Origin of the sequence: Salinarimonas sp., from assembly GCF_046292825.1 — a bacterium.
In the GTDB taxonomy this organism is placed as follows: domain Bacteria; phylum Pseudomonadota; class Alphaproteobacteria; order Rhizobiales; family Beijerinckiaceae; genus Salinarimonas.
The window spans coordinates 15,859-38,804 of sequence record NZ_JBKBQG010000041.1; the positions used below are offsets into that span (position 1 = coordinate 15,859).

At 70.6% G+C, this 22,946-nt stretch carries 24 protein-coding genes; 17 read left to right on the forward strand and 7 right to left on the reverse strand.

Translation table 11 applies throughout. The features are described from left to right. Positions 1-3: 3 nt before the first annotated feature. Positions 4-1,236: a YhjD/YihY/BrkB family envelope integrity protein gene (locus ACK4UM_RS16680; protein WP_409801218.1), complete on the forward strand. Its 1,233-nt coding sequence runs from the start codon at positions 4-6 to the stop codon at positions 1,234-1,236. Between the two features lie 383 nt (positions 1,237-1,619). Here ACK4UM_RS16680 and ACK4UM_RS16685 read toward each other — a convergent pair whose 3' ends face one another. Continuing rightward, entirely contained in the window at positions 1,620-1,874 is a 255-nt protein-coding gene (locus ACK4UM_RS16685; protein WP_409801220.1) for a hypothetical protein, read from the reverse strand. A 162-nt stretch (positions 1,875-2,036) separates the two neighbouring features. Between ACK4UM_RS16685 and ACK4UM_RS16690 the strand changes: the two genes are divergently transcribed. Further along, the gene (locus ACK4UM_RS16690; RefSeq protein ID WP_409801223.1) at positions 2,037-3,746 is read left to right on the forward strand and encodes an EAL domain-containing protein; all 1,710 of its coding nucleotides are present in this window, start codon (positions 2,037-2,039) and stop codon (positions 3,744-3,746) included. Between the two features lie 239 nt (positions 3,747-3,985). Here the strand turns inward: ACK4UM_RS16690 and ACK4UM_RS16695 are convergent, their stop codons facing one another. Next, entirely contained in the window at positions 3,986-4,756 is a 771-nt protein-coding gene (locus ACK4UM_RS16695; RefSeq protein ID WP_409801225.1) for an alpha/beta hydrolase, read from the reverse strand. Positions 4,757-4,888: 132 nt separating this feature from the next. Here ACK4UM_RS16695 and ACK4UM_RS16700 point away from each other — a divergent pair, with 132 nt between their 5' ends. Together ACK4UM_RS16700 and infC are read left to right on the forward strand one after the other, a co-directional pair. Further along, positions 4,889-6,082, forward strand: coding sequence for a glycosyltransferase family 4 protein (locus ACK4UM_RS16700; RefSeq protein ID WP_409801227.1), 1,194 nt, complete (start codon positions 4,889-4,891; stop codon positions 6,080-6,082). A 174-nt stretch (positions 6,083-6,256) separates the two neighbouring features. Next, positions 6,257-6,778, forward strand: a complete 522-nt coding sequence (gene infC / locus ACK4UM_RS16705; protein WP_409801229.1) for a translation initiation factor IF-3 — start codon at positions 6,257-6,259, stop codon at positions 6,776-6,778. Between the two features lie 441 nt (positions 6,779-7,219). Here infC and ribA read toward each other — a convergent pair whose 3' ends face one another. Beyond that, positions 7,220-8,332, reverse strand: coding sequence for a GTP cyclohydrolase II RibA (gene ribA / locus ACK4UM_RS16710; protein WP_409801230.1), 1,113 nt, complete (start codon positions 8,330-8,332; stop codon positions 7,220-7,222). 200 nt (positions 8,333-8,532) lie between these two features. Here ribA and ACK4UM_RS16715 point away from each other — a divergent pair, with 200 nt between their 5' ends. Beyond that, positions 8,533-9,273: a RibD family protein gene (locus ACK4UM_RS16715; RefSeq protein WP_409801233.1), complete on the forward strand. Its 741-nt coding sequence runs from the start codon at positions 8,533-8,535 to the stop codon at positions 9,271-9,273. Continuing rightward, positions 9,270-9,842 (forward strand): cytochrome b, encoded by a 573-nt coding sequence (locus tag ACK4UM_RS16720; protein WP_409801236.1) that lies wholly within the window; start codon positions 9,270-9,272, stop codon positions 9,840-9,842. The genes ACK4UM_RS16715 and ACK4UM_RS16720 overlap by 4 nt, the downstream gene beginning before the upstream one ends. A gap of 203 nt (positions 9,843-10,045) precedes the next feature. On the opposite strand, the gene ACK4UM_RS16725 is transcribed toward ACK4UM_RS16720, so the two are convergent. Together ACK4UM_RS16725 and ACK4UM_RS16730 are read right to left on the reverse strand one after the other, a co-directional pair. Further along, positions 10,046-11,059, reverse strand: coding sequence for a peptidoglycan -binding protein (locus tag ACK4UM_RS16725; protein ID WP_409801290.1), 1,014 nt, complete (start codon positions 11,057-11,059; stop codon positions 10,046-10,048). A 9-nt stretch (positions 11,060-11,068) separates the two neighbouring features. Continuing rightward, on the reverse strand, positions 11,069-12,025 hold the full coding sequence (locus ACK4UM_RS16730; RefSeq protein WP_409801242.1) for a flagellar motor protein MotA: 957 nt from the start codon (positions 12,023-12,025) through the stop codon (positions 11,069-11,071). A 254-nt stretch (positions 12,026-12,279) separates the two neighbouring features. Between ACK4UM_RS16730 and rsfS the strand changes: the two genes are divergently transcribed. The 7 genes from rsfS (at position 12,280) to ACK4UM_RS16765 (ending at position 18,260) form a co-directional block, all read left to right on the forward strand. Further along, a complete protein-coding gene (gene rsfS, locus ACK4UM_RS16735; RefSeq protein WP_409801245.1) occupies positions 12,280-12,684 on the forward strand; it encodes a ribosome silencing factor in 405 nt (134 codons plus the stop codon). Positions 12,685-12,688: 4 nt separating this feature from the next. Then, entirely contained in the window at positions 12,689-13,183 is a 495-nt protein-coding gene (gene rlmH, locus ACK4UM_RS16740; RefSeq protein WP_409801248.1) for a 23S rRNA (pseudouridine(1915)-N(3))-methyltransferase RlmH, read from the forward strand. A gap of 17 nt (positions 13,184-13,200) precedes the next feature. Further along, positions 13,201-14,598, forward strand: a complete 1,398-nt coding sequence (locus ACK4UM_RS16745) for a murein hydrolase activator EnvC family protein (protein WP_409801251.1) — start codon at positions 13,201-13,203, stop codon at positions 14,596-14,598. Further along, entirely contained in the window at positions 14,598-15,932 is a 1,335-nt protein-coding gene (locus ACK4UM_RS16750) for a S41 family peptidase (RefSeq protein WP_409801255.1), read from the forward strand. The genes ACK4UM_RS16745 and ACK4UM_RS16750 overlap by 1 nt, the downstream gene beginning before the upstream one ends. Before the next feature lie 134 nt (positions 15,933-16,066). Then, positions 16,067-17,323 carry a divergent polysaccharide deacetylase family protein gene (locus ACK4UM_RS16755; protein WP_409801258.1) on the forward strand — a complete coding sequence of 419 codons (1,257 nt, stop codon included), beginning with the start codon at positions 16,067-16,069 and terminating at the stop codon, positions 17,321-17,323. A gap of 30 nt (positions 17,324-17,353) precedes the next feature. Next, positions 17,354-17,860, forward strand: a complete 507-nt coding sequence (locus ACK4UM_RS16760; RefSeq protein WP_409801264.1) for an RNA pyrophosphohydrolase — start codon at positions 17,354-17,356, stop codon at positions 17,858-17,860. Positions 17,861-18,023: 163 nt separating this feature from the next. Then, entirely contained in the window at positions 18,024-18,260 is a 237-nt protein-coding gene (locus tag ACK4UM_RS16765) for a hypothetical protein (RefSeq protein WP_409801268.1), read from the forward strand. Between the two features lie 10 nt (positions 18,261-18,270). Here ACK4UM_RS16765 and ACK4UM_RS16770 read toward each other — a convergent pair whose 3' ends face one another. Continuing rightward, complete coding sequence (locus ACK4UM_RS16770) at positions 18,271-18,840, reverse strand: HNH endonuclease (RefSeq protein ID WP_409801273.1); 570 nt, start codon at positions 18,838-18,840, stop codon at positions 18,271-18,273. 177 nt (positions 18,841-19,017) lie between these two features. Beyond that, positions 19,018-19,245, reverse strand: coding sequence for a hypothetical protein (locus tag ACK4UM_RS16775; RefSeq protein WP_409801276.1), 228 nt, complete (start codon positions 19,243-19,245; stop codon positions 19,018-19,020). Positions 19,246-19,777: 532 nt separating this feature from the next. On the opposite strand from ACK4UM_RS16775, the gene rpsL reads away from it, so the two are divergent. The 4 genes from rpsL to ACK4UM_RS16795 form a co-directional block, all read left to right on the forward strand. Further along, positions 19,778-20,149 (forward strand): 30S ribosomal protein S12, encoded by a 372-nt coding sequence (gene rpsL, locus ACK4UM_RS16780; protein WP_029032354.1) that lies wholly within the window; start codon positions 19,778-19,780, stop codon positions 20,147-20,149. Between the two features lie 41 nt (positions 20,150-20,190). Further along, entirely contained in the window at positions 20,191-20,661 is a 471-nt protein-coding gene (gene rpsG, locus ACK4UM_RS16785; RefSeq protein ID WP_409801279.1) for a 30S ribosomal protein S7, read from the forward strand. Between the two features lie 33 nt (positions 20,662-20,694). Further along, the gene (gene fusA, locus ACK4UM_RS16790; RefSeq protein ID WP_409801283.1) at positions 20,695-22,770 is read left to right on the forward strand and encodes an elongation factor G; all 2,076 of its coding nucleotides are present in this window, start codon (positions 20,695-20,697) and stop codon (positions 22,768-22,770) included. 43 nt (positions 22,771-22,813) lie between these two features. Next, positions 22,814-22,946 (forward strand): GTP-binding protein (locus ACK4UM_RS16795; protein WP_409801293.1); only part of this gene is annotated, 133 nt, incomplete at its 3' end.

Here is a 22,946-nt window from a genome sequence, read left to right on the forward strand (position 1 = left end):
ACCATGCCCGAGCCTATCTCCCAGACGAGCGATGCGGCCGCGGACTCCCGCCCCGGCCCCTCCTACGCGGCCTTGGCGGTCGCCGCCCTGATCGCGGCCGCGGCGCTCACCCGCCGCACGCCCTCGAGCGAGCGCGAACGCCCGCGCGACCCCGGCCGCGTCCGCCGTCCCGATCCGCGCGGGCGCGCGCCGCAGCGGCGCGACGAGGGCGGGCGCGCGGAGGAGGGGCGCGACGAGGGCTCCGACGACGCCGAGCCGAAATCGCTCGATCCCTCGCAGGTCGATCGCGATCCAGCCCGCGGCAGGCTCGCCGAGCGCCCGCGCGAGATCCCCAAGCTCGGCTGGTGGGACATCGGCAAGCGTGTCCTCAATCAGTTCACCGAGGATCGGCTGCTGCTCGTCGCGGCGGGCGTGACCTTCTACGTCATCCTCGCGCTCTTCCCCGCCATCGCCGCCTTCGTCTCGCTCTACGGCCTGATCTTCTCCCCCGCGCAGGTGGCCGAGCAGGTCGGCACGCTGGAAGGCGTGTTGCCCGGAGGGGGCGTCGAGATTCTGACCGACGAGGTCCAGCGGATCGCAGGCCAGACCGGCGGCGCGCTCGGCATCGGGCTCGCGATCTCGGTCGCGATCGCGCTGTGGAGCGCGAATTCGGGCATGAAGGCGATCTTCGACGCCCTCAACATCGTCTATGGCGAACGCGAGAAGCGCTCCTTCGTCTGGCTCAACGTCGTCAGCATGACCTTCACGATCGCGGCTCTGATCATCATCGGCGCGCTGGTCGCATCGGTGGCGCTGGCGCCCGCGATCTTCGCGCTCCTGCCGCTCGGGCAGACGGTCGAGACCGTGTTCAACTGGCTGCGCTGGCCGATCGCGCTCGTCCTGATCGCGGGACTGCTCGCGGTCCTCTATCGGCACGCGCCGAGCCGCGAGCCTCCGCAATGGGGTTGGGTGATCTGGGGAGCGGTGATCGGCGCGATCGGCTGGGTCGTGTTCTCGATGCTCTACAGCTGGTACGTCGCCAATTTCGGCACCTACAACGCCACCTACGGCGCGCTCGGGGCCGCGATCGGCTTCATGATCTGGATCTGGCTGTCGGTGACGATCGTGCTCCTCGGGGCCGAGCTCAACGCGGAGATGGAGCGGCAGACGGCCTACGACACGACGAGCGGCGACCCCGAGCCCATGGGCAACCGCGGCGCCATCGCCGCCGACGAAATGGGCCCGGCGCAGAGCTAGCGCGTCGGATTCAGATCTTCTTGCGATTGCGCGCGGTCTCGAGCGAGGTTCGCCGGGTCATCCCTGCGCGGAGCGGCGAGACGACCGAAGGACCGCGATCGCGGCAAGCGGATCACGACGCGCCACCCTCCTTCCCCTCAGCGGAAGGTGGCCCGGCGGCGAAGCCGACGGGTCGGATGGGGTCATTCGCGCCGCAGGCGCGAAGGGGCGTCGTCCTAGAGCGCCTTACGTACGCAGAAGCCCAACGCCCCTTCGACCCTTCGGGTCGAAAGACCCCATCCGTCTCCGACCCCTGTTCGGGGTCGGAGCCACCTTCCCCTGAGGGGAAGGAGAAGAGCGTCGCTTGTGACGAGCGCCGAAGCGGCTGGAAATCTCCCCGGAACTCACACCGCGCACAAAAGCCGCTGGCGCGGGGCGGGGGCGGGGGCGCCGTAGCGGGCGCTCGCGTCGCCGGGGGCGGCGATCCGGCGCGCGCGCTGGTCGGACAGGCGCGCGCGAGCCGCGATCAATTGCGCGAGGAACGGCGCGCTCGCGCGGCCCGTCGCTGCGGATCGCGTCGGCGCGGGCGAGATCGGGACGAGCGCCCGCGAGGGCTCGTGCGGCGTTTCGTTCCGGGTCGTCGGTGTCTCGCTTTGCACGCGCCGAATCTCCAGGCGATGATCCTGCGCGATGCTAGCAAGTCTCGGGCCGATCTTCACCTTTCGTTAACCCTCACGCGCCATCGTCGATGGAGCCGTCATGGGCGTGCACGGTCCCGGCCGGGGGATCGCGGGAAGCGTCCGCCAGCCGAGGGATGTCACTTGTCCGAGGACGCACACGAGCGCGTGCGCACGGGGGGGCCGCGAGCGGATCGCGCGCCGCTCGATCCCCGCCGGGTCCTGACCTCGATCGGCGAGATCGTCTACGATTGGGACATCGCGACCGACGATCTCGACTGGAGCGCCAATGCGGGCGAGGTGCTCGGGCTTCCGGACATGGCGCCCTTCGCCACCGGCGCCGCCTTCGGCCTCGCCTGCGAGGATGCGGGCGGGCGCACGCGCCACGACGCGGTGCTCGACGCGGCGCTCGACGCGACCGGCGAGGAAGCGGCCGCCTCCGGCATCGCCTATTCGGCGCGCTATGCGCTTCGCCTGCCGGGCAGCGACGAGCCCGTCCTCGTCGAGGACACGGGCCGCTGGTACGCCGACGCGGAGGGCCGCCCCGCCTTCGCCCACGGCGTCATGCGGATCGTGCGGGCGCAGGCGAGCCGGGCCGCGCCGACGCCGCGGGCGAGCTTCCTCGAGAGCCTGCGCGCGGACGTGATCGAAGCCGGGCGCGCCAAGCGGCCGATGACGCTGATCGTCGCCGCGCTCGACGATCTCGAGAGCATCGACGCGGAGCACGGCGCCGAGACGGCCGAGGCGGCGCTGGCGGAGGCGCAGCGCCGGATCGCCACCGTGATGCGTCGGCGCGATCGCTACGCGCTCTACGCCTCGAACCGCATGGCGGTGGCGCTCCTCTCCTGCGCGCCCGATCAGGCGCAGATCGCCGTCGAGCGGCTGCGCGGCGCGATCGCGGACACGCCCTTCGAGACGCAGCGCGGCACGATCCGGCTCGATGTCGCCTTCGGGGCGGCGAGCGCGCCCCTCCACGCCACCGATGCGCCCGCCCTCCTGCGCCGGGCCGAGGAGGCGCTCGCCGCGAGCCGTCGGGCCGGCAGCGCCTACGTCGTCTACCGCCCAGGCCTCGACCGCTCCGGCGAGAGCGATCCGAGCCGCCGCGAGTTCGACATCGTCGCCGCGCTCAACGAGCGCCGCCTCGTCGCCGTGCGCCAGCCGATCGTCTCCGCCGCCGACCGCAAGCCCGCCTACGGCGAGGCGCTCGCGCGCATCCGCGGGGCGGACGGGCGCCTGATCGGCGCGACCGACATCGTGCCGCGCATCGAGCGCGCGGGCCTCGTGCCGCTCCTCGACGCGCGCATGCTCGAGATCGCGGTCGCCCATCTCGCCGCCCATCCCGCCGAGCGGCTGGCGATCAACGTCTCGCCGCGCATGCTCGCCTCCGGCGATTGGCTCGCGACGATCTCGGCCACGCTCGCCGCCCATCCGGGCGTGGCGGAGCGGCTCGTCGTCGAGGTCACGGAGACCGTGGCGATCGACGATCCCGAAGCGGCTCGGCGGCGCCTCGACGCGATGAAGGCGCTCGGCGTCGCGATCGCGCTCGACGATTTCGGTGCCGGCCACACCTCGTTCCGGCTCCTGCGCGCCTTCCCCATCGATATTCTCAAGATCGACGGCGTCTTCGTGCAGAACCTCGCCCGCTCGCCGGACGATCGCTTCTTCGTGCGCACCCTCGTCGACCTCGCCCACCATCTCGGCATCGCGACCGTGGCCGAATGGGTGGAGGACGAGGCCTCCGCCGCGATGCTCGCCTCCTGGGGCGTCGACTATCTCCAGGGCGACTTCTTCGGCCGCCCCGAGCCGCTCGCGACCGCCGGCGCACAGGAGCAGGGCAGGGCGCAGGTGGCGTGAGACGTGAGAGATTACCACCAGGTGTCATCCCGGGCCGCGAAGCGGACCCGGGACCCATAACCTCGACGCTTGCCCGAGCGCGCATGCCGCGCTCGCTCCGCACCGTCGGAGAAGCGATCGTCGGCGACACGCAGCCTATAGGCTGCGACTGACACGTCGTGGGTATGGGTCCCGGGTCCGCTTCGCGGCCCGGGATGACAACGCTGAGGTGGAAGGGTGGCTGCGCCCCCTCCCATCCGTCACGCCCCCGAAATCGCCTCCAGCATCGCCGCCACCGTCCGCTCGAGGAGGGCGAGGTCTTCCTCGCGGGAGAGGCGGTGGTCGCCGTCCTTGACGAGGGTGAGCGCGACGTTGTCGGTCGCGATCCGCTCGAGGGTCAGGAGGGCGTGGCGCCAGGGCACGTCGGGGTCGCGCATGCCCTGCAGGATGTGGACCGGACAGCCGGTCTCGATCGCCCCGTCGAGGAGGAGATGGCGCCGTCCGTCCTCGATCAGCGCGCGGGTGATGGGATAGGGATCGCCATAGGCCGAGGGCAGGTGGTGGACGCCGCGCTCCAGGATGTCGGCACGGACGACGTCGGGAAACGCCTCCCACATCAGGCGTTGGGTAAAATCGGCGGCGGGCGCGATCAGGACGATGCCGGCGGGTGCGCGCGCCGTGCCTGCGAGCGCGCGGGCGAGGAGGAGCGCGATCCAGCCGCCCATGGACGATCCGACGAGGAGCGGGCGGGCGTGGACGTGGGCGGCGATCACCGCCTGCGCGTCTTCGAGCCAGGTGGAGAGGGTGCAATCCGCGAATTGGCCGCCCGATTCGCCGTGTCCGGCATAGTCGAAGCGCACATAGGCGTGGCCCGCCCGCGCGGCGAAGGCGTCGAGCCGCTCGGCCTTGGAGCCGCGCATGTCGCTGCGGAAGCCGCCGAGCCAGACGATCGGGGCGCCGGCGCCCGCACGGGTCTCGACCGCGAGCCTGCGCTCGGCCGGGCCGTCCCCGACTTTTAGAATCTCCGCCATGATTTAACCAAACCTCAACGCTGTGGACAGAGTTTCGGGTAAGCCGGAGCGGCACTCGCCCCCTCCGCGGCTTCGTGCCACCAGACGGTGCCGGGACGTGCCTCGGCAGGAGTTCCGACGATCGAATCGCGCATGGAGCATATCAATCATCCGCTCGCGGGAAAGACGATCCTGCAGATCATCCCCGAGCTCGAGGCGGGGGGCGCCGAGCGTACCGCGGTCGACGTCGCGGCGGGTCTCGCGGCGGTGGGCGCGCGCGCGCTCGTGGCGAGCGAGGGCGGGCGGCTCGTGGGCGAATTGCAGGCGAAGGGCGGCATCTGGGTGCCGTTCCCGGCCGCGACCAAGAACCCCTTCGGCATGCTGCGCAACGTCCGGCGCCTCGCCAAGCTCGCGCTCGAGGAGGGCGCCGCGCTCATCCACGCCCGCTCGCGCGCGCCCGCCTGGTCGGCGCTGGGAGCGGCGCGGGCGCTGTCGCTGCCCTTCGTGACGACCTATCACGGCTCCTATTCGAGCCGCTCTGGCATCAAGCACCGCTACAACGGCGTGATGGCGCGCGGCGACGTGGTGATCGCGAATTCGCATTACACGGCCGGGCTGATCGCCGGGCTCTACCCCCAGGCGCAGGAGCGGCTGCGGGTGATCTATCGCGGCACCGATTTCGCCGCCTTCGCCCCGTCGGCGGTCGCGCCCGAGCGGATCGAGGCGCTGCGGGCGAGCTGGGGCGTGGCGCCGCACGAGCGGATCGTGCTCCTCGCCGCGCGGCTGACCGGCTGGAAGGGGCAGAAGGTGCTGATCGAGGCGGCGTCCCTGCTCAAGGGCTGGGGGATGGCCGACGTCGCCTTCGTGCTCGCCGGCGATCCGCAGGGGCGCGAGAGCTATCTGCGCGAGCTCGACGCCCTCGTCGCCGCCCGCGGGCTTGAGGGCATCGTGCGTCGCGTCGGCCATTGCGAGGACATGCCGGCGGCCTTCCTCGGCGCGTCCGTCGTCGTCGTGCCCTCGACCGAGCCCGAGGCCTTCGGCCGCTCGGCGGTGGAGGCGCAGGCGATGGGCACGCCGGTGATCGTCTCCGATCTCGGCGCCGTGCCCGAGACCGTCCTCGCCCCGCCCGAGGTGGAGGCGGCGGAGCGGACCGGCTGGCGGGTGCCGGCGGGCGCGGTCGAGCCCCTCGCGGACGCCGTCGCCGAGGCGCTCACCATGCGGGCGAGCGCGCGCGAGGCGATGGCATTGAGGGCGCGCCTGCACGTGGAGCGCAACTTCTCCCTCGATCGAATGGTCGCGGACACGCTCGACGTCTATGCCGCGCTGATCGCCGGCCGCGGTCGCTGAGGCCGTCGAAATGCGCTCCATGCCTTGACTTTGGGCGCTTTTGCGCGAACATGAGGCGAAACCCAGGCTTCGGGCAGTCGTTGGCTCATCGGCCGGTCGCAATCCCTGCGGCGCGGCTCACCGGCGCACCCGCATAACGAGGAGACGAAAGCCATTCGCAGACCGATGAGAGCCATGCCGGTTCCGCAGAAGGAGGGACCGCGCGCCAACCGGGACATTCGCGGCGTCCGCGAGGTTCAGCTGATCGATCAGGACGGCCAGAACCGCGGTGTCGTAGCCTTCTTCGATGCTCTGCGCATCGCGGAGGAGGTCGGCCTCGATCTCGTGGAGATCGCACCGAACTCCGAGCCGCCCGTCTGCAAGCTGCTCGATTACGGCAAGTTCCGTTTCGACCAGCAGAAGAAGGCGTCCGAGGCCCGCAAGAAGCAGAAGACCGTCGAGGTCAAGGAGATCAAGCTTCGCCCCGCGATCGACAAGCACGATTACGAGACGAAGATGAAGAACGTCCGGCGCTTCTTCGAGGAAGGCGACAAGGTGAAGATCACCCTGCGCTTCCGCGGTCGCGAGATGGCGCACCAGGATCTCGGGCTCAAGCTGCTCGAGCGCGTCAAGGAAGAGACGCAGGAAATCGCCAAGGTCGAGCTCGAGCCGCAGCTCGAGGGCCGGCAGATGATCATGATCCTGGCCCCGCGCTGACGCGCGCCGGTCATCGGACACGAAAAGAGCCGCCCCATCGGGCGGCTCTTTGCATTTCGGGTGCTGCGAGAGTTGCCGACCGTCTCGCGCTGCGCTCGGCGGATCGGAGCGTCGCGATGGTCTCGACGCTCCCTCTCCTTCCTCTCAGGGTTTGGAAATCTTTCGTTGCGGTGTCATCCCGGACGCCGAAGGCGATCCGGGACCCATATCCACGACGTGTCAGTCGCAGCCTGTAGGCTGCGTTTCTCTGACGGAACCTGCCCAGATGTTGCGGAACGAGCGCGGCATGCGCGCTCGGACTTGTCGTCGAGGTTATGGGTCCCGGGTCCGCTTCGCGGCCCGGGATGACAACCTTCGAAAGATTCACAGGCCCCCGAGGGGAAGGAGAGCGGCGGCGCCGGGCCTCCGAGCGCAAGCGCGTCGGCGCGCTCCCGCTCGCCCTCAATCCTTGCCCGGCAGGGCGGCGGCGTCGAGTTCGATGAGGTGGCCGGCCTTGTCGCGCTTGGCGGCGAGGTAGCGGACGTTCTCGGGGTGGCGGCGGCCGGTCGAGCGCAGGTCGGCGACGACCTCGAGCCCGGCGGCCTCGAGCGCGGCGATCTTCTCGGGATTGTTCGTCATCACCCGCACCGCGCGAACCCCGAGCGCAATCAGCATCGCCGCCGCGAAATCGAAGCGCCGCTGGTCGAGCCCGAAGCCGAGCGCCTCGTCCGCCTCGTAGGTGTCGAAGCCCTCCGCCTGCAGCTTGTAGGCGCGGATCTTGTTGGCGATGCCGTTGCCGCGGCCCTCCTGGTCGAGATAGAGCAGGATGCCGCCCTCGCTCGCGGACATCGCCTTGACGGTGCCGCGCAGCTGATCGCCGCAATCGCATTTGAGCGACCCGAACAGGTCGCCCGTCAGGCAGGCCGAGTGCAGCCGCACGAGCACGGGCACCGACGGGTCCGGCTTGCCGACGATCACCGCCACCTGATCGCGCATGCCCTCGCCGCCGCGGAAGACGACGAACTCGGTCTCGGTCGCGCCCTCGAGCGGCACCGGCGCGCGGCTCGCGATGCGCATGTCCCGCGCCTGCGCCCGTCGATAGCCGCGCACGGCGCCGGCCGACACGCGCATCAGGGTCCCGTCGCGCTCGATGCCCGCCTCTAGGGGGATCATCACGACGGCGGGGGTCACGAAGGACAGCCGCGCGAGTTCGAGCCCCTCCGCGTCGAGCGCGGCGATCGGATGGGCCGGGGCGTCGAGACGCGCGTCGATGCGGCGCGCGAGCACCTCGATGCGCTGCGCGTCGACCACCGGCAACGCGATGGCGCCCGGCTCCGCCCGCTCCTTGCCGAGGCGGCCGAGCCGCTTCTCGGTGAGGACGAGGCGGGCGCGGCCGCGAGCGACGACGTCGATGCGCGCGCAGGTCTGCGCGTCGAGATCCTCGACGCCGATCGCGAGCGCGGCGGTCCCGTCCTCCTCGATGAGGACCGGACGACCTTGCCGGAATTCCGCGATCGCCCGCTCGACCGTCATCCGGTCGACGTCGCCGCTCAAACCCATGACCAGACGCATCATCGTGTGTACGGACCTCTCGAGAGGCGGGCGGGCGATCGCCGGTGGAGCTTCCTTAAGAAACCCGCGCCCCTGTGCGACCGTTCCCGCCACGCTAGCTTAGCCCCCGCCGGGTGCGTTCGCCGTTAGTCAGCTTGCCATATCGGCGTTGTTTTGCGCGAACGCAAATTTCCGTACGTCAGTCGAGCGAGGACGGATCAGCCATGCGACATTCCGACCAGGGCCGTAGCGGCGGCGCGGACGAGGATCCCTTCGCCGCCTTCGCATCCGGAACGCCGCAGCGACCCTTCGTCGTGGGCCAGCTCGGCCAGTCGCTCGACGGCCGCATCGCGACCCCGACGGGGGATTCCAAATACATCAACGGCACGGCCGCCCTCGACCATCTGCACGCGATCCGCGCCCGCGTCGACGCCGTTCTCGTGGGCGTCGGCACCGCCATCGCCGACGATCCCATGCTGAACGTGCGCCGCGTGCCGGGACGCGACCCCGCCCGGATCGTGCTCGATCCGAACGGTCGGCTGCCCCCGCAGGCGCGGCTTCTCGGGGAGGACGGCGCGCGCCGGGTGGTGCTGCGTCGCGCATCCGCGGGCGGGCCGTTGGGGGAGGGGGTCGAGATCGCGACGCTCGACGAGGGGCCGGTCGATCCTCACGCGATCGTGAAGACGCTCGGCGCGCTCGGCTTCGCGCGCATCCTGGTGGAGGGCGGGGCGCGCACGCTCTCCTCCTTCGTGGATGCGGGCGCGCTCGACCGGCTCCATGTCCTCGTCGCGCCCCTCCTGATCGGCTCGGGCATGCCGGGGCTCTCCCTGCGACCGATCGTCGGCCTCGACGAGGCCTTGCGGCCGCGCTCGCGCGCCTATCTTCTCGACGACGGCGACGTGCTGTTCGACTGCGATCTGCGCGCCGCCGCCACGAAGCGATCGACGAGGGAGCCACCTGCATGAGTGACGCCGACCGCGCCGTCGCGGCGCCCCGTTATGCGGGCGTGCAAATCTTCATTCACTGGGTCGCGGCCCTGTTCGTGATCGGCATGATTGCGACGGGCTTCGTGATGACCGATCTCGGCCCCGGGCCGCTGACGAACGCGCTCTACGAGATCCACAAGTCGGTGGGCCTGATCCTGGTCGGCCTGATCGCGGCGCGGCTCGTCGCCCGCGCGGTCTACGGCGCGCCGGAGCCCGTGCCGATGCCGGGCTGGCAGCATCTCGCGGCGGGAATCAGCCACGTCTCGCTCTACGTGCTCCTCGTCGTGGTGCCGATCTCGGGCTGGGCGGCGACCTCCTCGTGCTGCCCGCCGGTGAACCTGTTCTGGACGATCGACATGACGCTGCCGATCTCGCGCGACATGGCCCGCGCGCAGGCGATCTTCGCGGTCCACGCGGTGGCCGCCTACCTCCTCGCCTTCGTCGTCCTGATCCACGCCGCGGCGGCCCTCCACCACCACTATATCGGCCGCGACCCGACGCTGCGCCGGATGATGCCGGGCCGCGACCGCGCGACGCTCACGCGGTGAGGGTGTCATCAAGTCGGTCGCGCCGACCGTGACGGAGTTCCGCTCGGGTTTCGAGCCGCCTTCGAGCATGGAGCGGCTCCACCCGTGTCATCCCCTGCGCACGCTGCGCGTGCTCCGGCCGGGGATGACACGGAGGGGCTGCTCCTAAACGAAGCGTCACAAGCTCTCAGGCGCAGCAGATGGGCCCGCCCCCGCGCGCCCTCTCACCGCTCCGTCAGCTTGAACTCGATGCGGCGGTTGCGGGCGAAGGCGTCTTCGGTCGCGCCCGGATCGAGCGGCTGGAACTCGCCGAAGCCCGCCGCGAGGAGGCGTTCGGGCGGGACGCCGGCGCCGGTGAGATAGTTCACGACCGCGATCGCGCGTGCCGCCGAGAGGTGCCAGTTCGACGGGAATTGCGCGGTGGCGATGGGGCGGTTGTCGGTATGGCCGTCGACGCGCAGCACCCAGGGGATGTCCTCGGGGATCTCGGGTGCGACCTCGAGAATCGCCTCGGCTAGGCGGTCGAGCTCGGGCTGCGGGCCGGGACGAAGCGCCGCCTGCCCGACGGGGAACAGCACCTCCGACTGGAACACGAAGCGGTCGCCGACGATGCGCACGTCCGGCCGCTGGCCGAGGATCTGGCGCAGGCGGCCGAAGAAGTCGGAGCGGTAGCGCGCGAGCTCCTGGACGCGCTGCGCGAGCGCGACGTTCAGCCGCGAGCCGAGATCGGCGATGCGCGCCTGGCTCTCGCGGTCGCGCGCCTCGGACGCCTCGAGCGCCGATTCGAGCGCGGCGATCTGCCGGCGCAGCGCCGCGAGCTGTTGATTGAGGAGGTCGATCTGGTCGAGGGCGCGGGCGGTCGCGCCGCGCTCCAGATCGAGCGCGCCCGCGAGCTCGCTCGCCCGCTCGTCGGCGCCCGCTCCGTCCGCGAGGAGCGCGCGCAGGCGCTGCTGTTCTTCTTCCGAGGCGACGAGCGTCGATTCGAGGAGGCTCAGCGTGTCCTCGACGTCTCGGCGCTGGGCGCGCTCGAGGGCGAGGAGGTCGGTGAGCTCCGCGATCTGGCGGTTGAGCCGGTCGAGCACCGTGTCGCGCCCGGTGATCTCCTGGGCGAGGAAGAATTGCGCGAGCACGAAGATCGACAATAGGAAGACGATGACGAGCAGCATCGCCGACAGCGCGTCGACATAGCTCGGCCAATAGCCCGGCCCGCGGTCGCGGCGCGCGCGCCGATCGGCGATCGCCATGGATCAGGCCCTCTCGCGGGCGATGCGCTCGAGCACCTGCTTGAGCTCCTTCTCGCGCGCGGCCTGGGCCTCCACCCAGTCGCGAATCATCTGCTGCTCGGCGCGCATGTGCTGCACGAGGCCCTGGATGCCCTCGGCGAGATTGGCCATGGCCTGGGTCGTCGCCCGTCCGCCGCCGCCCTCGACCGCGCTCGTGAGCTTGGCGATCGCGGCCGCGAGCTCGGGGGGAATCTCGGCATGGCGCGCGGGCACGCTCGCCGGCGCGTCCTCGACCGCGTAGGCCGAGAGGTGGTCCTCGAGCTCGGTGAAGAAGCGGTTCTGCGCCTGGCCCGCCTGGAGATCGAGGAAGCCGACGACGAGCGAGGAGCCGAGGCCGAAGAGCGAGGACGAGAAGGCGATGCCGATGCCGGTCAGCGGCGCCGCGAGGCTCGCCTTCAGCTCGTCGAACAGGACGGCCGCGTCGCCCCCGGTGCGCAAGCCCGCGATGTTGCCGCCCACCGCCGTGACGGTCTCGATCAGGCCCCAGAAGGTGCCGAGAAGGCCGAGCAGGATGAGGAGGCCGGCGAGATAGCGCACGATCTCGCGGCTCTCGTCGAGGCGGGAGGAGATCGTGTCGAGGAGCGAGCGCAACGTCGCCACGGGGATGGTGACCGGGCCGCCGCCATTCGTCCGCGAACGCAGGGTCTGCGCGACGGGGGCGAGCAGGACGGGTTGGCGCGCGCTCTCGATCTCGCCCGAATCGAGGTCGATCGTGTTGACGAAGCGCGTCTCTCGGAACAGCCGCACCACCTGGCGCAGCGCGAGCACGATGCCGATCAGCAGCACGCCCACGATCACGCCGTTGAGGCCCGGATTGGCGAGGAACGCCTGCCAGATAGGACGATACAGGATGAAGGCGAGAAAACCCGCCAATCCCAGAAAGACGCCCATCCGGATCAGGTAGATCCGCGGCGCGCTCATCGGTTTTCGAGACGCGACGGCCATCGTGCTCCATTACCCCGCTCGCGCATAGGTGACCATTGCGGGGGCGTGCGTCAAGCGATGGATTGGCTCCGCCCCCGCCGATCTCGCGCCCGAGCCCCGCCCGCATGCGCTGGAGGGCGCTGCGCCTCTCTCTCGGGCGTTGAAAAACACGCCGCGCGGGCGCATGTTGGAGACGTCAGGACGGCACGCGATGCCGTCGCGAGGAAGGAAAGGATACGCCACTGGCCTCCGTGTCTCCGCGCGAAGCGGACAATGCCCCGCTTCCGCCCCGTTCCGGAGCGCAGGCTCCGCAAGACGGGGCACTCCCCGCGCTCGCCCGTCGCTGCCTGGACGACATGAAGGCGGAGGACGTGGTCGAGATCGATCTCGTCGGCAAGACCTCCATCGCGGACACGATGTTCATCGCGAGCGGACGCTCCGACCGGCACGTCAACGCCATCGCCGACCGCATCATCCAGACCCTCAAGGACGAGGGCCACGGGGCGGCGCGCGTCGAAGGCATGCCGGCCTGCGACTGGGTGCTGATCGATGCCGGCGACGTGATCGTGCACGTCTTCCAGCCGCAGGTGCGCAGCTTCTACAATCTCGAGAAGATGTGGGGCGCGGACCGGCCGGCCGAGCGCGTCGGCGGCTGAGGGCGTGCGGCTCGCGATCGTGGCGGTCGGCCGCCTCAAGGCCGGCCCCGAGCGCGACCTCGTCGAGCGCTACGTCGAGCGCGCGCAGGGGATCGGCCGCGCGCTCGGCGTCTCCGGCCCGGAGGTGATCGAGATCCCCGAATCGCGCGCGCGCCGCGAGGCGGATCGCCGCGCCGAGGAGGCGCAGGCGCTCCTCGAGCGCTCCGCCGACGGCGCGCGGATCGCCCTCGACGAGCGCGCCCGCAGCCTCCCGAGCGAGGATTTCGCCGCGCGTCTCGCTGCCTTCCGCGACGGAGGCACGCGCCGGCTCTCGTTCCTCGTCGGCGGCCCGGACGGGCTCGACCCGCGGGCGCGCGCCGCCTGCGACCTCTCGCTCTCCTTCGGCGCCCTCACTCTGCCGCATCAGATCGTGCGTATACTCCTCGCCGAGCAGGCCTATCGCGCGCTCACCATCCTGAGCGGGCATCCCTATCATCGGGCGGGGGACGAGGGCGCGTGAGCCGGGGGAGAGGGAGCATGCCGCGCGGGGGAGATCGGCCGGGGAAGGCGCGCGCCGCGCTGGCGCTCGCCGCGCTCCTCCTCGCCGCGGCTCCCGTCGGCGCGCAGGAGAATCAGGCGCAGGAAAACCGCCCGCAGGAGGATCGAGCGACATCCCCCGTCGATCCCGAGGCTCTCGACGCCCGCGCGGCCGAGAGCGAGGCCGAGCGCGACCGGCGCGCCGCCGAGCTCGAGCGCCTGCGCGAGGCCCTCGACGCCGCCGCCGCCCAGCGCCGCGCCCTCGACGAGGAGATCGCCCGTCTCGCCGACGATCGCGCCCGCCTCAACGCCGCCCTGATCGAGACGACGGCGGGCATCCGCGGGCTCGAGAGCCGGGCGGCGGGGCTCGAGGAGCGGCTCGAGACGCTGGAGGGCGCGCAATCGGCGATCCGCCGCTCGCTCGAGAGCCGCCGCGGGGTCATCGTCGAGGTGCTCGCCGCGCTCCAGCGGATGGGCCGGCGCCCGCCTCCTGCCGTGCTCGTGCGGCCCGAGGACATTCTCGCCGCCGTGCGGACCTCGATGCTGCTCGGCGCCGTCGTCCCCGAGCTGCGCGCCGAGACGCAGGCGCTCGCCCTCGATCTCGCCGAGCTCGTCCGCGTGCGCGACGCGATCGCGACCGACCGCGCGACGCTGGCCTTCGAGCTCGAGGCGCTCGCCCGCGAACGCGAGCGGCTCGCGGCCCTCGTCGCGGCGCGCCAGGAGCGGCTCCTCGCCGCGCGCGCCGACGCCGCGGCCGAGCGCGCACGCGTCGACGAGCTCGCCGGGCGCGTCGACACTCTCGAAGATTTGATCGGCGGGCTGGAGCGCGAGATCGCGGGCGCTCGGGAGACCGCCCGCGCCGCCCGCGAGGCCGCCGACGCGGCGACGAGCGAAACCCGCGAACGCTTCGCCCGCGCGGCCGCGCTCGACCCGGCGCGGCTGTCGCCCGCGATCCCCTTCGCGCGCACCCGCGGATCGCTGCCGCTGCCGGTCGCGGGAGCCCTCGTGCGCGCTTTCGGCGCACCGGACGGCTATGGCGGGACCACGCGCGGCATCTCACTTTCGACACGAGCGGGTGAGATCGTCACGTCCCCCGCGGACGGGTGGGTGGCGTTCGCAGGACCCTTCCGCTCGTTCGGGCGACTCTTGATCATCGATGCCGGCGATGGCTACTATCTGCTTCTCGCCGGTATGGACTCGGTCGATGTCGAGGTCGGCCAATTCGTCCTTGCGGGCGAGCCCGTGGGGGCGATGGGGGCGACGTCCGCCCTCTCGCCGGCGGCCGGTGCGGTCGAGGTGTCGGAGCCGGTTCTGTACGTCGAGTTTCGTAAAGACGGCGGGTCGATCGATCCGCTACCCTGGTGGCAGGATTTGCAAGGCGAAAAGGTTCGCGGCTGATGCGCAAGCTCTCACTTCTGTTGGTCGGCGCGGCGATGGGTGCGGGGGCGGCGACGATCGCGTCGCAGCCTCAGCTCCTCTCGGGCACGAGCGCGATCGCGGCCTCGGCCGAGACCTACCGGCAGCTCTCGCTGTTCGGCGACGTCTTCGAGAAGGTCCGCACGGACTACGTCGAGGCGCCCGAGGAGGCGAAGCTGATCGAGGCGGCCATCAACGGCATGCTGACCTCGCTCGATCCGCATTCGAGCTTCCTCGACGCGCGCAGCTTCCGCGACATGCAGGTGCAGACCCGCGGCGAGTTCGGCGGGCTCGGCATCGAGGTGACGATGGAGGACGGCCTCGTGCGGGTCGTCACCCCGATCGACGAGACCCCGGCGGCGCGCGCCGGCGTCCTCGCCAACGACGTCATCACCCACATCGACGGCGAGGAGGTCCAGGGCCTCACGCTCAACCAGGCGGTCGAGCGCATGCGCGGCCCGGTGAATTCCGAGGTCGTCCTGCGCATCCGGCGCGGCCAGCAGGTCGACCCCATCGAGGTGTCGATCACCCGCGACGTGATCCGCATCCGCCCGGTCCGCTGGCGCGTCGAGGACGACATCGGCTACATCCGCGTCACGCAGTTCAACGAGCAGACCTTCACCAATCTCGAGCGCGCCGTCGCCGAGCTCACCGAGGAGATCGGCGAGGATCGCCTGCGCGGCTTCGTGCTCGACCTGCGCAACAATCCGGGCGGCCTGCTCGATCAGGCGATCATGGTCTCCGACGCCTTCCTCGACCGTGGCGAGATCGTCTCGACGCGCGGCCGCAACGCCAACGAGACGCAGCGCTTCTCGGCGAAGTCGGGCGACCTGACGAACGGCAAGCCGATCGCGGTGCTCGTCAACGGCGGCTCGGCCTCGGCGTCCGAGATCGTGGCCGGCGCCCTGCAGGACCACGAGCGCGCGACGATCCTCGGCACGCGCTCCTTCGGCAAGGGCTCGGTGCAGACGATCATCCCGCTCGGCGCCCAGGGCGCGCTGCGCCTGACGACGGCGCGCTACTACACGCCGGCGGGCCGCTCGATCCAGGCGCGCGGCATCGAGCCCGACACGCTCGTGCTCCAGGTCGTGCCTGAGGAATTGCGCGGCCGTGACGAGGTCCGCGGCGAGGCCGGTCTGCGCGGCCACCTCTCCAACGGCCAGGAAGAGGAGCAGGGCGCGTCCTCGGCCTACGTGCCGCAGGATCCGGCGGACGACGCCCAGCTGCACGCCGCCTTCGCCTTCCTGCGCGGCGAGCGGATCGATTCGGCGGTCCTGCCGCGCTCGGCGGAAGAATCCGAGACCGTCCCCAATTGACGCGTCCCGATTGACGTGACGCTGCGTCTCCCGCCGCGTCACCCCCTCGACGGCCCGCCTCCGATGTCGGACATTGGAGGCGGGCCGTTTCGATTCGCGGCCCGCGATCGGTCCGTGCCTCGGGAGCCTTCGCCTTGGACCGCGTCTCAGACGACCTGACGAAACCGCTCGGTGGCGGGCGCCGCGCGCCCGGCGCCCTGGCGCGGCTCGTCGCCCGGCTCGCCGAGCGCCTGCCCGTCGGGCGCATCGTGTCCGGCACGCTGATGGGCCTCGCCGCGCTCGTCGGCATGTACCTCGCCTTCGTCCAGGATCCCTTCGGCGGGGAGCCGCATGCCATCGTCGAGATCGGCGAGCGGATCGCCGCCGTCCCCGAGGCGGCCGAGCCGGACCGCGCCCCCGGCGGCGCCCTCGTCCAGGACGTCCCGCGCGATCCCCGCTCGGGCACCGCGATCGCGATCGAGACGGCGTCCGGCGTCTCGGTGGTGCGGCCGGACGGGCAGGGGGCCTCGAGCGCCGTCATCATCCAGATCCCCGACGCGCCCCCCGGCATGGCGGCCCCGGCGCCGTCGACCCCGACGGCGCTCGCCGCCGCCCCCGATCCGCGCCTCGTCGAGCGCGGACGGCACGGCCCGCTGCCGCGGATCGGCGAGGACGGCGCGACGCCGCTTCGCGTCTATGCCCGCCCCGCGCCGCCCCCCGGCGCACCCGGCACGGCGCGCATCGCGATCGTCGTCACCGGTCTCGGCATCAGCCAGAGCGGCACCGCCGAGGCGATCGCGCGGCTTCCGCCCGACGTCTCGCTGGCCTTCGCGCCCTATGGCGGCGATCTCGATCGGCATCTGGCGCGCGCCCGCGAGGCCGGCCACGAGGCGTTCCTGCAGGTGCCGATGGAGCCCTTCGATTATCCGGCCTCCGACCCCGGCCCGCACACCCTCACGATCGCCGCCGATGCCGCGCAGAACCGCGACCGGCTGCATTGGGTGATGTCGCGCCTCGTGGGCTATGTCGGCATCGTCAATTTCATGGGCGGACGGCTCACCGCCGATCCCGCCGCGCTGCGCCCCGTGCTCGACGAGCTGCGCGGGCGCGGAATCGGGCTCCTCGACGACGGCTCCTCCTCGCGCTCGGTCGCCACGGCGATCGCCGCGGAGATCGGCCTGCCCTCCGCGCGGGCCGATCTCGTGCTGGACACCGTCCCCGATCCCGCGCGCATCGACGCCGCGCTCGAGCGCCTCGCGGCGCTCGCCTTCGAGCGGGGCTCGGCGATCGCGACCGCGAGCGCGCTGCCGCTCACGGTCGACCGCATCGCGGCCTTCGCCGACGCGGCGGCGGATCGCGGCATCCTGATCGTCCCCGCGTCGAGCCTGCTCGCGGCCCGCCCGGGCGGCTGAGCGGGCGCGGCCGCTCTCCGAGGTGTTCGCATGACCGACACGACCGATCTGCCCTATCGTCCCTGCGTCGGCGTCGCGTTGTTCAGTCGCGAGGGGCTCGTCTTCGTCGGCAAGCGCTTCGCCGCCGCCGGTCCCGAGCACGTGGCCGGCGCGTATTCCTGGCAGATGCCGCAGGGCGGCATCGATCCCGGCGAGGACCCGCTCGTCGCCGCGCGACGTGAGCTCGAGGAGGAGACGGGCGTGCGCAGCGCGACGCTCCTCGGCGAATCGGCCGATTGGTACGCCTACGACCTGCCGCCGGGCGTCACCGCCTGGAAGGGCCGCTGGCGCGGGCAGATCCAGAAATGGTTCGCGTTCCGCTTCGAGGGCGAGGAGAGCGAGATCGACATCGCCTCGCCCGGCGGCCACGAGCCGGAATTCGAGGCCTGGCGCTGGGAGCGGCTCGAGCGCGTGCCCGAGCTGATCATCCCCTTCAAACGGGGCGTCTACGAGCGCGTGGTGGCGGACTTTTCGCGATTCGCGCGGCCGGTGGGGTGAGGGGAGGGGACTCGCGAGGCGCTAGCGTGTGCCCTTGTGAAGACCGTTCGCGGAGGTAGTATGTACGTCCGCTCACGCCCGAGGTCCCGATGGAAGCGAGTTCTGCAGCAGCCCGTGCGATCGAGAAGCGTATCACGGTCGCCGAGATCAGGAGCGGCGAGCCATGACGACGGAAGCGGAATCCAAGACGATTGCGAAAGAAGCTCCGCAGGTCGCCGTGCGCGACCTCGTCAGCATCGCGGACGTGGATGAAGAGCTGCGCTCCATCATGGCGCAATCGCAGAGCTGCTCGCCCAGCCTCGACCGGGAGCGCGTGAGCGCGCTCGTCGCTCGCCGTACCGATCTGATGATGGCCGAGGACGAGAACGGCGACGAGGAGACGATGGCGTTGCGGCCCTGACCTGCCCGCCTCACGGCTCCAGCTCGGTATCCCAATAGAGATAATCCATCCAGCTGTCGTGGAGGTAGTTCGGCGGGAAGTGGCGGCCGTTCTGGTGCAGGTCGGCGAGCGAGGGCGCGAACGGCGTCTGGCGGGGGATCATGTCCACGTCGCGGGGAAGGCGGTCGCCCTTGCGCAGATTGCAGGGCGAGCAGGCGGCGACGACGTTCTCCCAGGTGGTCTGGCCGCCCTTCGAGCGGGGGATCACGTGGTCGAAGGTGAGATCCTCGCGAGCACCGCAATATTGGCAGGTGAATCGGTCGCGGAGGAAGACGTTGAAGCGCGTGAAGGCCGGGATGCGCGACGGCTTGACGTAGGTCTTGAGCGAGACGACGGAGGGAAGCCGCATCTCGAAGGTGGGACTTCGCACCGTCTTGTCGTATTGCGAGACGATGTTCACGCGGTCGAGGAAGACCGCCTTGATCGCGTCCTGCCAGCACCAGATCGACAGGGGGTAATAGCTCAACGGCCGGTAATCGGCATTGAGCACGAGCGCCGGGCACGCATCCGGCCGCACGATGGGCTGAACGTGAGCGTTCACGTCACCTCCTCCGGCGAGAGGGGACGCCACGAGAACGGACGCGCTCGCATGTCCCTCGCCTGAGGGGAAAATCTACAAGCAAGGTGACACTCTTGTGAAGGCCGCGCGGTGCCGCAGGCCGTCTCACTTTCGTCGACGCGGCCGCCGCGGCGGAAAAAACCCGTGTCCGCGGGCGATTCAGACGCGCCTGTCGACGAGGCGGCCCTCGCCCGGGCCGGGCGGCGGGCCGCCGCGCGGCGCCTCCTGCGAAGCGGCGGCGGGCGGGGAGGGCGCGGCGGCGCGCGAATCGGTCGACTGCTCGCCCGCGGGCGTCGCGGCGCGCACGGCGGCCGCCGCCTCGATTCTCGGCTCGGCCCGCATGCTCGACCAGGCGCTCGTCAATCCGGCGGTGGCGTCGATGCCCATCGTGTCCGACCTCGCGTTCGCTCCTCCCCGCGTCCCCCACGGAGGGTAGCGGGCGCGCCTGAAGCGTCGCTTGCGCGGGTTCGTCGAATTGCGCCGATCTCCGAGACCGGGCGGAGTGGCCATGCGCGGCCCGGAAAGCGCGGGGGCGGGCCCGAAAGCTGTTGACTTGCGGGGCAGGGGCCTTTATCAAGCGCGGACTTTCCGGCGGGCAGTAGGTTTCGCTCGTGTCGATGCGCCCAGCAACGACCTCCGCGTCCTAGACGCCGCCGAAGCTCAAAGCAGTCTGACGTTCGTCAGCTTCAGGGGCAAGACCAGGGGCCTTCACGGTCCACGGTCCTCTGCGTGGCGCGCGCCTCAGGTCCTCCCCGGACCCGACGGCGCGGTTTCGTTTTGCGTCTCCATTCGGGAGGCGTGCGGCGAAGCGTCGCGTACGAGAATGGGATTCGCGGACGGTGCGCGGTCGAGGCGATCGCGAGGCCGGTGTGGAAGAACGAAGGGGTCGCCGCGTGCGGCCGGGAAACGAGGGCAGAGGATGCCGACCATCTCTCAGCTGATCCGCAAGCCGCGGACGGCACAGAAGGCACGGAACAAGGTCCCCGCGCTGGAGGCGTGCCCGCAGAAGCGCGGCGTCTGCACGCGCGTCTACACGACGACGCCGAAGAAGCCGAACTCGGCGCTGCGCAAGGTCGCCAAGGTGCGCCTGACGAACGGCTTCGAGGTGATCGGCTACATCCCGGGCGAGGGTCACAACCTCCAGGAGCACTCCGTGGTGATGATCCGCGGCGGCCGCGTGAAGGACCTTCCGGGCGTGCGCTACCACATCCTGCGCGGCGTCCTCGACACGCAGGGCGTCAAGAACCGCAAGCAGCGTCGCTCGAAGTACGGCGCCAAGCGGCCGAAGTGATCGGCCGCCTCGCTCGATAGAACTCTGGACGGAGCAAGTTCATGTCCCGCCGCCATCGCGCCGAGAAGCGTGAGATCAACCCGGATCCGAAGTACGGCGACCTCGTGCTGTCGAAGTTCATGAATTCGATCATGTACGACGGCAAGAAGTCGACGGCCGAGACGATCGTCTACGGTGCCTTCGACCTCGTCGAGAGCCGCGCCAAGGCCGATCCGCTCGAGGTGTTCAAGGCCGCGCTCGAGAACGTCGCCCCGGCGATCGAGGTGCGGTCCCGCCGCGTCGGCGGTGCCACCTACCAGGTGCCGGTCGAGGTTCGCACGGAGCGCCGTCAGGCGCTGGCGATCCGCTGGCTGATCACCGCCGCCCGCGCCCGCAACGACAAGACCATGGTCGAGCGCCTTGCCGCCGAGCTGATGGACGCCGCCGCCAATCGCGGCAGCGCCGTCAAGAAGCGCGAGGACACGCACCGTATGGCCGAGGCCAACCGCGCCTTCTCGCATTACCGCTGGTAATGACGGCGCAGTAGAACGAGACGGAGAGACGCGATGCCTCGCGAGCACGACATCAAGGACTACCGCAACTTCGGGATCATGGCCCACATCGACGCGGGCAAGACCACGACGACCGAGCGGATCCTCTTTTACACCGGCAAGTCCCACAAGATCGGCGAGGTGCATGACGGCGCCGCGACGATGGATTGGATGACGCAGGAGCAGGAGCGCGGCATCACGATCACTTCGGCCGCCACGACCTGCTTCTGGCGCGGTCACCGGCTGAACATCATCGACACGCCCGGCCACGTCGACTTCACGATCGAGGTCGAGCGTTCGCTGCGCGTGCTCGACGGCGCGGTCTGCGTGCTCGACGGCAACCAGGGCGTCGAGCCCCAGACCGAGACGGTCTGGCGCCAGGCCGACAAGTACGACGTGCCGCGCGTCGTGTTCGTCAACAAGATGGACAAGATCGGCGCCGACTTCTTCAAGTGCGTCGACGACATCGTCAAGCGCGTGGCCGGCAAGCCGGTCTGCCTGCAGCTGCCGATCGGCGCCGAGTCGTCCTTCAAGGGCGTGATCGACCTCGTCCGCATGAAGGCGATCGTCTGGCTCGAGGAATCGCTCGGCGCGAAGTTCGTCGACGAGGAGATCCCGGCCGACCTGCTCGATCAGGCCAAGGAATACCGCACGAAGCTCGTCGAGGCCTGCGTGGAGCTCGACGACGACGCGATGGCGGCCTATCTCGAGGGCGAGGAGCCGACCGAGGAGAAGCTCGTCTCCCTCGTCCGCAAGGCGGTCCAGGAGCGTGCCTTCCACCCGGTGCTCTGCGGCTCGGCCTTCAAGAACAAGGGCGTTCAGCCGCTCCTCGACGCGGTCGTCGACTATCTCCCGTCCCCGGTCGACCGCGGCGCGATCCGCGGCATGAACCCGGACACCGAGGAGCCGATGACGCGCGAGCCGGACGACCAGGCGCCGTTCGCCATGCTCGCCTTCAAGATCATGGACGACCCCTTCGTCGGCACGATCACCTTCTGCCGCATCTATTCGGGCACGATCCTCGCGGGCTCCTCGGTGCTCAACGCGACGTCGGGCAAGAAGGAGCGCGTCGGCCGCATGCTCCTGATGCACGCGAACAACCGCGAGGACATCAAGGAAGCGTCCGCCGGCGACATCGTGGCGATCGCGGGCCTCAAGGAGGTCCGTACCGGCGACACTTTGTGCGATCCGGCCAAGCCGACGATCCTCGAGAAGATGGAGTTCCCCGAGCCCGTCATCGAGATCGCGATCGAGCCGAAGTCGAAGGCCGACCAGGAGAAGCTCGGTCTGGCGCTGCAGAAGCTCGCCGCCGAGGATCCCTCCTTCCGCGTCTCGACCGATCAGGAATCGGGCCAGACCATCCTCAAGGGGATGGGCGAGCTCCATCTCGACATCAAGGTCGACATCCTGCGCCGCACCTACAAGGTGGACGCGAATGTCGGCGCGCCGCAGGTCGCCTATCGCGAGACGATGACCCGCCGCACCGAGATCGACTACACCCACAAGAAGCAGACCGGCGGCACGGGCCAGTTCGCCCGCGTCAAGCTGATCGTCGAGCCGAACGAGGCCGGCAAGGGCATCTCGTTCGAATCGAAGATCGTCGGCGGCTCGGTGCCGAAGGAATACGTCCCGGGCGTCCAGAAGGGCATCGACTCGGTGGTCGGCGCCGGCGTGCTCGCGGGCTTCCCCGTGGTGGACATCAAGGTCGAGCTGATCGACGGCGCCTTCCACGAGGTCGATTCCTCGGTGCTGGCGTTCGAGATCGCGACCCGTGCGGCGATGCGCGAGGCCCTGCAGAAGGGCGGCGCGGTCCTGCTCGAGCCGGTGATGAAGGTCGAGGTGGTGACGCCCGAGGAATATACGGGCTCCGTCATCGGCGACATCAATTCCCGTCGCGGCCAGATCCAGGGCCAGGACATGCGCGGCAACGCGGTCGTCATCAACGCGATGGTGCCGCTCGCCAACATGTTCGGCTACGTCAACACGCTCCGCTCCATGAGCCAGGGCCGCGCGAACTACACCATGCTCTTCGACCATTACGAGCAGGTGCCGTCGAACGTGGCCGCCGAGGTCCAGGCGAAGTTCGCCTGAGCCTCATCCCCGCAGATCCGAGAAGAACGAGCTAGGTGCCGCCATGGCTAAAGAGAAGTTCGAACGCACGAAGCCGCACTGCAACATCGGCACGATCGGCCACGTCGACCACGGCAAGACGTCGCTGACGGCGGCGATCACGAAGGTGCTCGCCGAGACGGGCGGGGCCACGTTCA